Source organism: Flavobacterium nitratireducens (genome assembly GCF_029625335.1).
Taxonomy (GTDB): Bacteria; Bacteroidota; Bacteroidia; order Flavobacteriales; family Flavobacteriaceae; genus Flavobacterium; species Flavobacterium nitratireducens.
The window spans coordinates 887,328-900,819 of record NZ_CP121111.1; the positions used below are offsets into that span (position 1 = coordinate 887,328).

Genomic DNA, 13,492 nt, shown 5'->3' on the forward strand with positions numbered 1-13,492 from the left:
AGACGGATTAACATTTCATACCGTTTTCAAAGCTTCTATGAAGCCTTCAATATCATCTTTTGTATTATAATGACTCAGAGAAATACGTAAACTGGGCTTTCGAACCAAATCTTCCGAAAGTATTTCGGCCAATACGTGTGAAGGTCTGATACTTCCGCTTTGGCAGGCACTACCGCGGGAAACAGCAATACCACGCATATCCAGATGAAATAAAATCATCGCGGTTTTTTCTTCTGAAAAAGGCAACAACACATTCAAAATATTATAGAAATTAGCTGCTGTTCCATTAAACAGTACACCCGGAAAAGTAATTTCTAATTGTTGAATTAAATATTGCTTTACGGCTGTAATCTGTCCACTTTCTGCTTCTAAATGCGCATACGAAAGCTCTAAAGCCTTTGCCATTCCAGCAATTTGATGTACGGCTTCGGTTCCGGCACGCAAACCTTTTTCCTGTTCGCCTCCATAAAATAAAGGTTGCAAAGCCGAATTTTTTCGAACATATGCAAAACCTACGCCTTTCGGTCCGTGGAATTTATGCGCACTCGCCAAAACAAAATCAACTGGAATCGTCTGTAAATCCAATTGCATTTTTCCCATCGACTGCACTGTATCCGAATGAAATAAAGCATTGTATTGTTTACAAATTAAACCAACTCTTTCCAGATCTAAAACCGTCCCTATTTCGTTATTTACATGCATTAAGCTTACCAACGTTTTGACATCATCGGCTAGTAAAGTGGACAAATGCGTTAAATCGATGCTTCCATCTGTTAATACATTAACGTAATCTACCCGAATGCCAAATTCTCTTTGCAAAGCGGTGATGGCTAACAAAACAGCATGATGTTCTATCTTACTGCTTATGATTCGTTTTACACCTAAATCTTTTACTGCTGAACGCAAAATCCAATTGTTTGCCTCCGTTCCTCCAGAAGTAAAAACGATTTCCTGCGCATTGACATTCAGTTGCTTGGCAATTGATTTTCGGGAAAGTTCCAAAATATTTTTTGCATTTCGACCAAAACTATGTGTAGATGATGGATTACCATAATCTTCTGTTAGCACTTTAGTCATTTCTTGAATGACTTCAGGTCGTATTGCAGTTGTCGAGGCGTTATCGAGGTATATTTTTTTCATTGCAGCAAAGTTATAAAATATCAATTATCAAAAGCCGATTCAGAATTGTCATTTTTTGCCTATTTTTGTCAAAATTTTTACAATGAAAAAAGCCCTAAGTTTATTCGTTTTACTAACACTTTTTAATTCCTGTGATGATGGTAATCTAACTCAGGAAGAAATAAGCTTCGATGAAGTTGCGACACAAAGCTGTTCCAATACAAGTAGTACCAATACATTACTCTATAAACTAAAAGATAAGGAAGCTCTAATAATGGAAATTCCTAATACCAGTATTGTTACCGAACTTACTGCTGCTAATGATACCATTGAACTAGATATAAGTACCACATCAAATAGAGTAATCTATCGTTTTTATAATGGAACAGTAGCTACAGACAACATCTGTGAATCTATCGCTCCAGCGACTCCTGTTATTACAGACCAATGGACTGCTGTAAGTGGTAAAATTCAAATTGTAACTACTGCTGCAAAAACAACGAATGAAACTACTGGTGCCACAAAAATTAATGGATACAATCATAATATCACACTTAAAAATGTGACTTTTTCAAAAGCAAATGGCACTCAGGTCTATGAAACTTTCCCGTTTGGTGATTATAAAACGAATATAACTGCCTTGTCTTTAAATTTTGATCAAACATTAGAAAAATGTACTTCATCCAATGAAATTTACAATAACAACAACAGTGAAGCATTGGTATTAAACATTGACCCTAATTTAATCTTAAACGAAACTACTCCAATAAATAGTCCTAGAACAGGATTAATTGGAACAAGTACAAACAGCTTGACTTATAAGTTATTTACGGGTGGCGTATTGAATAGTGATTATTTTTGTCAAACAACAACTCCAAATACGCCAACATTGAGTCAGCAATGGGATGGTATTGCTGGGGTAAGTGGTGTTAGCGGAATTATTGAAGTTAGTACAACAACCAATGGTCCAAACACATACAAACATACAATTGTACTTAAAAATGTATCTCTTCAAAAAGGAATTTTGAATTTTAATCTCGGTAAAAATTACATTCTAGGAGATGTTTTTACCTCTAATTAAAATTTAGTTTTATATCATAAAAAAAGGCTCGTTTGAAATTCAAATGAGCCTTTTAACTTTCTAAGAAATAGTATTATTATTTTTTACTCTGCCTAATATAAACCTCCATTGCTCCCTGACCATACTTTTGGTAGTTTGCCTCGTGAAAATCAATATTATCATATCTTCCTAATAGGAAATCCAACTCAGCTTTCAATACCCCTTCACCTACTCCGTGAATCAAAACAATCTTGGGAATACGATTTTTAATTGCAAATTCAATGTGTCGTTGCGCCGTTTCGGCTTGTAAGGTCAAAATATCATAATTAGACATTCCGTTCTTGTTCTTGACCAATTTCTCGATATGTAAATCAAATTCTGGGACTCCTACCTCGCGTTTGTCTTTTTTCTCTTTGACAAAACTTCTTGGTTTAGGAATGGCTTTTTCTTTTTTTATCGCTTCAGCATTTACTCCTTTGATACTGTCCATTAAATTTTCTGAACCACTGGTTTTAACCAATTCATTCATCGTAAATTTCATTACAAAACCCTCTTCGGTTTCAATAGTTATTTCTTGCGCTTGAACCGACAAAACTACCCCATTTATGGCGTCATCTAGTACCGAAACTTTATCTCCTTTAGTCAACATCTTCTTCTTCTTTTTCTGGATTTTTACTTGGCGTTTTTGCACTTAATCGCATCATCCCAAACATAAAAACGGCCATTGCGATTACAGTCACATACACATTTTTATCTGCAGCAGTTTGCTCATAAAAAGCAACAACAATGGCAATAAACATGATAGGGAAAATTATTTTTTTCATTTTTATTTGAATCAGTTTTCAAAAGTAATAAATTTAAAATTGAAGTGTAAATAAAGAATAATTCAAATAGAGAAAATCTATTTTAAAACTGTTCGAATTCATTTTGTAAAAAACAACACTATCCTGTGAAAGCATCCTTGTTCTTGCCTTTTTATTCAAAATAGTTCAATATATTTGTTTTAAATTAAATAACAAAATTCAAGTAGAATTCGCTCTACTAACAACACAATCCAAAAGTCATGACAAAGGATTTAATTATAAAAAATATAGATGAGCTAAAAAGCCACACCTCAATCAATTACGGTATCAAAACTAAAGTAGAAGCATTTACTGAAAAAATATTCTACACCTTATTTGACGCTAATGCTCCATTGGACGAAAGTATTGACGTATTAGAAAAACAATTCAAAGAGATTGCTGCTCTGGCTTGCAAAAAACCAAATTCTTTGTGTGATGAAACCTGGAATCAATTTGTTAGCAAACTCCCATCGGTACTAAAAAATTTAAATCAAGATGCTGCATATATTTTAGAAAACGATCCTGCTTCAAATAGTATTGAGGAAGTTTATTTAGCCTATCCTGGTTTCTATGCAATTGCTATTTACCGTATTAGTCACGAATTATACCTTCAAGACTTATTGCTTTTTTCTCGTTTAATGAGCGAATATGCCCATCGTATTACAGGAACTGATATTCACGCAGGAGCGCAAATTGATTCGCCATTTTTCATTGATCACGCAACAGGTATTGTAATTGGAGAAACGGCAGTAATTGAGAAACACGTCAAAATTTATCAGGGAGTTACACTGGGTGCTTTAAGTGTGAGTAAAGAAATGAAAAACGCCAAAAGGCATCCAACTGTTGAAAAAAATGTTTGTATTTATGCCAATGCAACTATCCTTGGAGGCGAAACCGTTATAGGCAAAGACAGTATTGTAGGAGGAAATGCCTGGGTAACCAAGTCGGTTCCTGCAAAATCAATTGTCATGAACACCACAACGACTGAAATAAAAGTAAAAGAAATTAAATAATATGAAACCTCAAAAATTAGTTGACTTAATAGGAAATACTCCTCTTGTAGAAACAGTCAATTTAGTAAAAAATAAAAACGTAAAACTGCTTTTAAAACTAGAAGGAAACAATCCCGGTGGTAGTGTCAAAGACCGTGCTGCCTATTATATGATTAAAGGCGCATTAGACCGTGGTGAAATCAAAAAAGGAGACAAATTAATCGAAGCTACCAGTGGAAACACTGGAATTGCATTAGCGATGATTGCGCAATTACTGGGAATCGAAATCGAATTAATCCTTCCAGAAGACTCTACTAAAGAACGTACACAAACCATGCGTGCTTATGGTGCTACAGTAATCCTTACTCCTGCCGCTGAAGGAATCATAGGTTCCAGAGATTACGCAGATAAAAAAGTGGCTGAAGGCGGTTACATCATGCTGAATCAATTTGCTAATAACGACAACTGGAAAGCCCATTATAATACTACAGGACCTGAAATTTGGAGAGACACTAATGGAAAGGTAACTCATTTTGTTTCGGCAATGGGAACTACTGGAACTATTATAGGTACTTCAACGTACTTAAAAGAACAAAATCCGAAGATTCAAATTATAGGTGCTCAGCCATCCGAAGGCTCTCAGATTCCCGGAATCAGAAAATGGCCGGAAGAATATTTGCCAAAAATTTTCAATCCTTCAAAAGTAGACCGTACTGTTGACGTAAGTGAAAAAGAAGCTCGTGAAATGACAAAGCGTCTGGCTTTAGAAGAAGGTATTTTTGCCGGAATGAGTAGCGGTGGTGCTGTGGCCGTAGCTGTAAAAATTGCCGAAGAACTCGAATCAGGTGTGATTGTAGCTATTATTTGTGATAGAGGAGACCGTTATTTATCTTCTGATTTATTTGATTAATTCAAAGCTCTCAAAATAAGTGAAAGCACTATTCTTAGTGCTTTTTTTTATGCATAAAAAAACCAGCTCAATTAAAAACTGTGCTGGTTTTCCATTTATAGAAACATCTTATTATCGTTTCATCACATTAATCGTTTTACTTTCAACTCCCTGAGTAATTTTAGCAATGTATGTTCCTCTTGGTAAATCTTCTCCAAATTGAATTGTTTCACCAACTTTTTTGTCTATTACTTTCAATAATCTACCGGTACTATCATATAATAGTACCTGAACATTTTCAGTACTTCCTGTTTCAACTGAAAGCGTAAAATAATTAATCGATGGATTAGGATAAGCTACTACATTGAATAGGATTGGGTCTTGTGCCGCATCTGAAAACATTGTAGAATGCGTTTTTTCAGTAGTTACATCTTTCGCGCTACCTTTTTTCTTCACTTCATGAATTACAATGGAACCGCCTGCTAAAACAGTTGAAACCTCTGAATTTTCATCTGCTCCTAGGCCATTGTCATACACAACCCCATTAGGTCCCCAAATTTTAATTCTAAATTGATCTGGTGCAGTGCCACTATTATAGTTTCCATCAATTGCTACCAATGTAAATTTATACCCTGGTACTCCATTAATAGTACCATCTCCTCTATATGTCGCTTTTTTACCTGAAATCACTAAAGATCCTGATTCATGCAAAGTTGATTTTAAATTCAAATCTCCTGCCTTAAATTGAAACTCTGTATTTCCATCAACCTGATTATTCCCTTTTTTTATATTTTGCATTAAATCCAAAATTAGCTTTACCAACTAAAGATAAATTTGCTGTATATGCTCCTGCTGGAGAATTAATCCATCCTCCTCCAGTTACAAAACTACCATTTGGATCATATACTGGCATATACGCTTCAGTTGAAACAGCACAACTTGAACCTGCTGTTGCAATAACTTTATATAAGTTCACTTCCAAATTTGAAACTTGGGTAGAAGCCATACCATTAGCATCTGTTATTGCAGTAACTATTTGATCGTTTCCTAAACCTGAATTAAGACTAAAATATACTGTAACACCAGAAACAGCAGGAACAATTTTTGCCGACAATGTAGCAACTGATCCTAAAGCAACTGGAGTACTACTCGCTGATGCATCAACACTATTAATTCCAATAATTGTAAAATCAGCTGTATTGTATGTGATATTGTAATTATTAATTACTGTCGAAGGTGATGAACTAAGCGAGGCCGATATAGTATATATTCCTGCTGTTTCGCCACTAATTCTGCTATAACTTACTATTATGTTATCAGAAACTAAAAATCCTGATGTTGTACCAGTAAAACTAGCTGGGTCGCTTTGCCCACAATATTTACTTGAAGCAACTGGACTTACGGTAGCTGATTTTGGCGTAATAGTCAATTCTGAGTCTGTTGGCGTGATGCTATAATTTGGATTGCTTCCTAATGTAATGGCTATTGGATAACTAACTACTCCCGAAAATTGTGTTGCTGTGGTAGCCAAACTATAATCCAATGCATCGCCGTTTACTGTTCCTGAAATTTGGGCTGTCAATAACGGATTAACCTCTCCATAGATTTTTGTTTTTCCATCGGCAACTATCGTAGCTGATTTTGGCGTAATAGTCAATTCTGAGTCTGTTGGCGTAATGCTGTAATTTGGATTGCTTCCTAATGTAATGGCTATTGGATAACTACCTACTCCCGAAAATTGTGTTGCAGTAGTAGCCAAACTATAATCCAATGCATCGCCGTTTACTGTTCCTGAAATTTGGGCTGTCAATAACGGATTAACCTCTCCATAGATTTTTGATTTTCCATCGGCAACTATTGTAGCTGATTTTGGCGTAATAGTCAATTCTGAATCTGTTGGTGTGATGCTGTAATTTGGATTGCTTCCTAATGTAATGGCTATTGGATAACTACCTACTCCCGAAAATTGTGTTGCTGTGGTAGCCAAACTATAATCCAATGCATCGCCGTTTACTGTTCCTGAAATTTGGGCTGTCAATAACGGATTAACCTCTCCATAGATTTTTGTTTTTCCATCGGCAACTATTGTAGCTGATTTTGGCGTAATAGTCAATTCTGAGTCTGTTGGCGTAATGCTGTAATTTGGATTGCTTCCTAATGTAATGGCTATTGGATAACTACCTACTCCCGAAAATTGTGTTGCTGTGGTAGCCAAACTATAATCCAATGCATCGCCGTTTACTGTTCCTGAAATTTGGGCTGTCAATAACGGATTAACCTCTCCATAGATTTTTGTTTTTCCATCGGCAACTATTGTAGCTGATTTTGGCGTAATAGTCAATTCTGAATCTGTTGGTGTGATGCTGTAATTTGGATTGCTTCCTAATGTAATGGCTATTGGATAACTACCTACTCCCGAAAATTGTGTTGCTGTGGTAGCCAAACTATAATCCAATGCATCGCCGTTTACTGTTCCTGAAATTTGGGCTGTCAATAACGGATTAACCTCTCCATAGATTTTTGTTTTTCCATCGGCAACTATTGTAGCTGATTTTGGCGTAATAGTCAATTCTGAGTCTGTTGGCGTAATGCTGTAATTTGGATTGCTTCCTAATGTAATGGCTATTGGATAACTACCTACTCCCGAAAATTGTGTTGCAGTAGTAGCCAAACTATAATCCAATGCATCGCCGTTTACTGTTCCTGAAATTTGGGCTGTCAATAACGGATTAACCTCTCCATAGATTTTTGTTTTTCCATCGGCAACTATCGTAGCTGATTTTGGGGTAATACTGACTGTAACAAGAGTCCTAATCGGACTAATACATCCTGTTGACATATTGCGAGATTCAGCATAAGCTGAATAAGTCCCTACATTTGTTCCACTTGGCGCCGAACAAGTTGTAGTTCCGGTGGCTGTGGTATACCAATAAATAACTTCACCAGAATTTACTGTAGCTGAACCTGTATGAGCTACTCCATCATAAACTCCAGAATAATCTATAGCGATTGGTGCTACTGGCAATGCAAGAACATGAACTGTTTTATTTACTGTTTTAAAACAACCCGAATTTGGATCAGTAACAGTATAGCTAATAGTTACATCACCTGAAGTTATACCGCTAACTAAACCACTACTATCAACAGTTGCAATTGCGGTATTTTGACTATTCCATACACCTCCTTGAGTAGCATTTGATAACTGCAAAGTATTTCCAATACAAACATTAGTAGTTCCGCCAGGTAAAACAGCACTTACAACTGGTAAAGGATTTACTTCATACACTAATATATTAGATTCAGCAGTACAATTAATTCCATTCAGATTTGAAGTGACAATTCTTTTGAAAGAAGTTGTCATTGTCAAAGCAGAAGGATTGTATTGACTTGAAGTTGCAGAGGGAATTGTTGACCAATTTGATCCACCATCTGTACTTTGTTGCCAAAGATAACTTAGTGTTCCTGAACCACTGGCCGCTGATGTATTACTTGTTATTCCTGGATCCAATGTTCCACAACCTGGTCCAGGTTGCACCGCTCCTTTTCCAATAATTCCTGCAGTTACTCCATTAATTACAACATCAATTTTGGCTCTTGTGCTTTCACATTCTGTTGATTGACTAACATAATAACTAGTAGTTCCTATAGAAGTAGTAGAAGGTGTTGGTGGTGTTGTACTCCCTATCCCTCCTGTCTCAGTCGTATACCATAATAAATTACTACCTGTTGCTGTCAAAGCGGTTGCAGTTGCTCCCTGACAGTAAGTTACAGGACTAGTGACAACAGGAGCTGCAGGAGTCGTACATGCTATAGTATAATTAGCCGTGATTAGCTGACCTCCAGTGCCATTATTAGCACCAACAGCAGTTCCTCCTAAAGCTTTATATATAGTACCTGAGATTACAACATCATTAAAAGTATATTCAACAGTCTGACTATTATTAACTGCAATAGCTGGTGTTGAATTATTTGGGGTTGTAAAATTTATAGCTGTAAAACTACCCCCAGGCGAACCAGTGCTATAAACCCTATAATTTACTGTTACATTAGTTCCATTAGGTAAACCATTCGCATTAAAAGAAAGATTAGCATCCGTAAAAAACACTTCATATGTGAAACCAGAAGTTTCACCTAAGGCACCTAATAATAAATCAGCACCTAATTCACAATCATTTACATACCATGAAGCGGTAAAATTACCATTTTCATCAGCAACAACAGTCCATAATTCGTGGGGCTGTGGGGTGACAGGACCACAATCTACATTAGGATCAGTGAGATTATCTACTTGCAGTGCTACCGTTTCCCCTGGATGCCAACCAAATCCTGTGATATACACAGTTTCACCTGGTGCATAATCCAAATCAGCCTGGTCAAGCAGTACTGTTTGACCAAAAGAAATATTGCTAAAAAGCAAAGAGGCAATAAAAAAAACAAATACTAGGGTACGTTTTGGGAGTAAAATTGTTTTCATACGCAAGTTAGTTATAATGAAAATGGAATTAAGGAACGTAATACAAACAAAAACGGTAAAAAACACCAATAACAAACGGTATTATTTACCACGATTTTACTTATATAATTACGAAATTATATACTCCAATTTTATTTAAACTACATTTCCGATGAAAGCACAAAAAAGACTACAAACTACATAGAACTGTGTTTTTAATTAAATATCTAAGGTTTTTTGAAAACAATCGTAAAAATTGCTCCTTTATTTTTCCCTTCACTACTTGCTATTAGCAAACCATTATTTCTTTCAATAATTTGCTTACACAAATACATTCCAATTCCTGTAGAAGCTTCTTTAAAAGTACCCAATCTGCTCATTTTTGTGAATTTGTCAAATATTTTTTGACTATCATCACTATCAAATCCAATACCTTGATCAATTACTTTTATGAAAACACACTTTTCATCGCTATAAGTATGAATTTTAATTTCAGAATCTAAAAAAGAAAACTTTACAGCATTACTAAGCAAATTATAAATCACCCGGGTTAATAATTCCGGATTAATTATTAAATCGGCAGATTTTAAATCAAATTGCTCAACAAATTTAATTTTCTTTGCAAGCGCACATTGTATTGTCTGACTTTCTACAGCATGAATAATTTTTTCTAAATCAATTGTTTTGACTTCACAAGCTGTTTGCAACATTTCATCCTGTTCTTTCAACATTTTAATAAAATTTTCAATATATTGAAATTGCTCTGTTGTTGATTCACAAATCATTTCAGCTAATTCTTTTACTTCATTTGATGGATTGGTTTCTAAAATCATCGTTGCCAACGATTTGGGATTTCCAGCAAAAGTTTTTAAATCATGAGAAAGCAAATAAATCAGGTTTTGCTTCTCATTCATAAAAGTTTCGCTTTCTAAAATAGAATTATGAATATTTGACAGCAATAAACCCGCCTCATCCTAAAAATGAATTGGTAAATCTGTAATAATTCTTTTTAATTTATACTCATTCAACGCTTTGGAGGCTAATTCAATTGGCTGAATTAATTTTTTCAAAACCAATAAAGTAACTGCTGTAGCAATCAGAGTCATCACTAATGAAAAAACAAGTAAGCTTGTGGTAGTAAAATTTGTTTTAGCAAAAAGTACAAAAAACAAAATCCCTATCAATGGAATATGGATTCCGATAAAAGCAACAAAAAGAAACTTAAACACATAACTATTTCTAAAGAATCCAATAGACGATAATTTTTGATAAAACTGCATAAACAATTAAATTTAATAGCGAATTCAAACGTATTAAAAATAACATTTTTCTTATAAAAAACATTTTATCACTAACAATTACTTTAAAATAACTTCAAAATAATTTTGTTAGCTTTGTTTTTATGATTCATAAAATCAAAAATAGTTTAATGAGTGAGAGCGCATCAATGCTGGACTGGCCTTATTTAGCAAAATACCGACAAGAAAATGCAAAACTTCCGCCTTCGGAATCCAGTGAAAACCGGGTAGTATTTTTAGGTGATTCTATAACGGAATTTTGGAGTAAAGAACATGCTCTTTTTTCAGAAAATAAGAATTTCATCAATCGGGGAATCAGCGGACAAACCACACCACAAATGTTACTTCGTTTCAGAGCCGATGTAATTGACTTAAAACCTTCAATAGTAGTGATATTAGCTGGAGGCAATGATATTGCCGGAAACACAGGATTCGCAACCATCGAAATGATTACTCACAATATTTTTTCAATGATTGAATTAGCTCAATTTCACCAAATACAAGTGATTCTTTGTTCGGTATTACCTGCCAATTTCTTCTATTGGAATCCAAAAGAAAAACCAGCCGAACGTATTATCGAACTAAATGAAGCTTTAGAACACTATGCAACCACTAAACAAATTACTTATGTAGATTATTATTCGGCAATGGTGGATGATGAAAAAGGCTTGAAATCGGAATTATCCGAAGACCGCGTTCATCCCAACACGAGAGGTTATGAAATAATGAGTCTGCTAATTCAAAAAGCCATACAACTAACTTTAAACAATCAATAATAACAATAAAATGAACTATCGTAAACTAGGAAAAACAAATTTTGAAATATCTGAAATTGCTTTGGGAACCTGGCAAGTAGGTGGAAAATGGGGTTCTCTCTTTAATGATCAATCTGCCGATGAACTCTTAAACACTGCCATCGACAAAGGAATCAATTTTATTGACACTGCCGATGTTTACGAAAATGGATTGAGCGAAAAAGCGGTTGGAAGATTGGTTCGTTCTCGTTCAGAACGCATTTATGTAGCTACCAAATGTGGTCGCCACATCAATCCGCATGTCAATGAAGGCTACCAGCCAAAAGTTTTGCAAAAATATGTGGAAGACAGTTTACAAAGATTAGGATTGGAAACACTTGATTTAATCCAATTGCACTGTCCGCCTACAGAAGTATATTATCGTCCGGAAATTTTTGAACTTTTTGACAAATTAAAACAAGAAGGTAAAATTTTAAATTTAGGTGTTAGTGTCGAAAAAGTAGAAGAAGGACTTAAGGCTATCGAATTTCCTAATGTAACTTCAGTTCAAATTATTTTCAACCTGTTTAGACAACGTCCATCTGAATTATTCTTCAAAGAAGCACAAAAAAAAGATGTTGGTATCATTGTCCGTGTTCCTTTAGCGAGCGGTCTACTAACTGGAAAATTTTCTGAAAAATCTATTTTTGACAGCAAAGACCATCGTTTTTTCAATCGTGAAGGCGCGGCTTTTGACAAAGGAGAAACCTTCTCAGGAGTTAATTACGAATTAGGTTTGATTGCTGTGAACGAACTTAAAAAATTATTCCCTGAGGTACAAAACCTGGCTCCGATTGCCTTACAATGGATTTTAAGTTTCCCTGAAGTGAGTTGTATCATTCCGGGTGCATCAACTGAAAGTCATGTTTTATCCAATCTTTCCACTTTGGATTTACCAGCTTTAACTCCTGAAAAAATTGCAGCAATGAATGCTATTTATGAGCAGTACATCAAAAAAGAGGTGCATCATCTTTGGTAAAAAAAACAAAACCCAACATATTCCATGTTGGGTTTAATTTTACCTTCAAAATTACTGTTATTACCTGCCTTCATAATTAGGGCATCCAAAACATTTGACACTAAAATCAAACTGATAGGTTAAGGACAATTCATAAATTCCTCCTGTCCTTCCCATTTTGGAAGTTGTAAAATCATGCGAAAGACCAAATTTGAAATTTTCATATTGCAAACCTCCGTAAAAATTAACTGAGGTCACCAAATGACTATCCTGAGCTTTTGCCAAAGGATTCATAGCAGTAGATACTCCTAAAAAAAGCGTTCTGAACATAATGGAAGAGCCTAAATCCAATCGATTAAATTGACCCTGATTCATATAATTGGCTGACACCATAAACTTTGTTTCATAAGGAAAACTAACCACATCCAAATAATCGGCCACCAAAAATTCATAACCCACACTTGCCGAAAAGAACATATTCAGAGGAAGATTTTTTTCATCTACCAATGAAATATTGGGTTTATTAATGTGCTTTAATGACAAACCAATCCAAGCTTCATCACTGCTAAATAACAATCCGGCAGAGAAATCAAAAAAACTGAATTTATCGTGAAAATTGGACGGATCATTTGTCTGATTATTAATGGTACCAGAATCAATATTAATTTGATCTCCTAAGACTAAATTATTAAACCCAAAAGATTTAGTTCCAAAACCAACTTCAATTGCAGGTCTAACGGCCCATCTGTCATTTAAAGCAACTTTATAGGCATAATTCAGATTCAATTGGGTAAAATTATAATGCGTAAAATTCTCTCTGTGACTCAACACACTTCCTCCAATTCCACTATTAAGATTATCATTCCATCTATTTAAAAATGCATAGTCTGTATCAACTTTTAAATTCAAATCAGGCCATTGGGAGCGATGAATAATACCCGCTGAAGTGGTTTCCAAAAAACCGGAATAAGCTGGATTTAAGGTTTGAGGAACAATGAAATATTGCGTAAAAATGGGATCTTGTGCTTTTACTACGGTAAAAAAGAAACAAGTACAAATTGTAAATAGTATTTTAAATTTCATTCTC

Annotated in this window: 13 protein-coding genes; 5 read left to right on the plus strand and 8 right to left on the minus strand. The window is 34.9% G+C overall.

Going from position 1 to position 13,492, the window contains the following annotated elements; genetic code table 11:
- Positions 1-15: 15 nt before the first annotated feature.
- Positions 16-1,140, minus strand: a complete 1,125-nt coding sequence (locus P5P90_RS04230) for a cysteine desulfurase family protein (RefSeq protein WP_278035963.1) — start codon at positions 1,138-1,140, stop codon at positions 16-18.
- Positions 1,141-1,222: 82 nt separating this feature from the next.
- Between P5P90_RS04230 and P5P90_RS04235 the strand changes: the two genes are divergently transcribed.
- On the plus strand, positions 1,223-2,200 hold the full coding sequence (locus P5P90_RS04235) for a hypothetical protein (RefSeq protein ID WP_278035964.1): 978 nt from the start codon (positions 1,223-1,225) through the stop codon (positions 2,198-2,200).
- Between the two features lie 76 nt (positions 2,201-2,276).
- Here the strand turns inward: P5P90_RS04235 and P5P90_RS04240 are convergent, their stop codons facing one another.
- The gene (locus P5P90_RS04240; RefSeq protein WP_278035965.1) at positions 2,277-2,828 is read right to left on the minus strand and encodes a Smr/MutS family protein; all 552 of its coding nucleotides are present in this window, start codon (positions 2,826-2,828) and stop codon (positions 2,277-2,279) included.
- Complete coding sequence (locus P5P90_RS04245; protein WP_278035966.1) at positions 2,818-3,003, minus strand: hypothetical protein; 186 nt, start codon at positions 3,001-3,003, stop codon at positions 2,818-2,820. The genes P5P90_RS04240 and P5P90_RS04245 overlap by 11 nt, the downstream gene beginning before the upstream one ends.
- Positions 3,004-3,242: 239 nt before the next feature.
- Here P5P90_RS04245 and epsC point away from each other — a divergent pair, with 239 nt between their 5' ends.
- Together epsC and cysM are read left to right on the plus strand one after the other, a co-directional pair.
- Positions 3,243-4,034, plus strand: a complete 792-nt coding sequence (epsC, locus tag P5P90_RS04250; protein WP_278035967.1) for a serine O-acetyltransferase EpsC — start codon at positions 3,243-3,245, stop codon at positions 4,032-4,034.
- A gap of 1 nt (position 4,035) precedes the next feature.
- Positions 4,036-4,923 (plus strand): cysteine synthase CysM, encoded by an 888-nt coding sequence (cysM, locus tag P5P90_RS04255; RefSeq protein WP_278035968.1) that lies wholly within the window; start codon positions 4,036-4,038, stop codon positions 4,921-4,923.
- A gap of 111 nt (positions 4,924-5,034) precedes the next feature.
- Here cysM and P5P90_RS04260 read toward each other — a convergent pair whose 3' ends face one another.
- The 4 genes from P5P90_RS04260 to P5P90_RS04275 all read right to left on the minus strand — a co-directional run bounded on the left by P5P90_RS04260 (position 5,035) and on the right by P5P90_RS04275 (position 10,635).
- Positions 5,035-5,700 carry a T9SS type A sorting domain-containing protein gene (locus P5P90_RS04260; protein WP_278035969.1) on the minus strand — a complete coding sequence of 222 codons (666 nt, stop codon included), beginning with the start codon at positions 5,698-5,700 and terminating at the stop codon, positions 5,035-5,037.
- Positions 5,675-9,376 (minus strand): MBG domain-containing protein, encoded by a 3,702-nt coding sequence (locus P5P90_RS04265; protein ID WP_278035970.1) that lies wholly within the window; start codon positions 9,374-9,376, stop codon positions 5,675-5,677. The genes P5P90_RS04260 and P5P90_RS04265 overlap by 26 nt, the downstream gene beginning before the upstream one ends.
- A 206-nt stretch (positions 9,377-9,582) precedes the next feature.
- Positions 9,583-10,269, minus strand: a complete 687-nt coding sequence (locus P5P90_RS04270) for a sensor histidine kinase (RefSeq protein WP_278035971.1) — start codon at positions 10,267-10,269, stop codon at positions 9,583-9,585.
- Between the two features lie 60 nt (positions 10,270-10,329).
- Complete coding sequence (locus P5P90_RS04275; protein WP_278035972.1) at positions 10,330-10,635, minus strand: hypothetical protein; 306 nt, start codon at positions 10,633-10,635, stop codon at positions 10,330-10,332.
- Positions 10,636-10,784: 149 nt separating this feature from the next.
- Here P5P90_RS04275 and P5P90_RS04280 point away from each other — a divergent pair, with 149 nt between their 5' ends.
- Positions 10,785-11,429 carry an SGNH/GDSL hydrolase family protein gene (locus P5P90_RS04280; protein WP_278035973.1) on the plus strand — a complete coding sequence of 215 codons (645 nt, stop codon included), beginning with the start codon at positions 10,785-10,787 and terminating at the stop codon, positions 11,427-11,429.
- Between the two features lie 10 nt (positions 11,430-11,439).
- Positions 11,440-12,426: an aldo/keto reductase gene (locus tag P5P90_RS04285; protein WP_278035974.1), complete on the plus strand. Its 987-nt coding sequence runs from the start codon at positions 11,440-11,442 to the stop codon at positions 12,424-12,426.
- A gap of 60 nt (positions 12,427-12,486) precedes the next feature.
- Here the strand turns inward: P5P90_RS04285 and P5P90_RS04290 are convergent, their stop codons facing one another.
- A complete protein-coding gene (locus tag P5P90_RS04290; protein WP_278035975.1) occupies positions 12,487-13,488 on the minus strand; it encodes a PorP/SprF family type IX secretion system membrane protein in 1,002 nt (333 codons plus the stop codon).
- Positions 13,489-13,492: the final 4 nt, after the last annotated feature.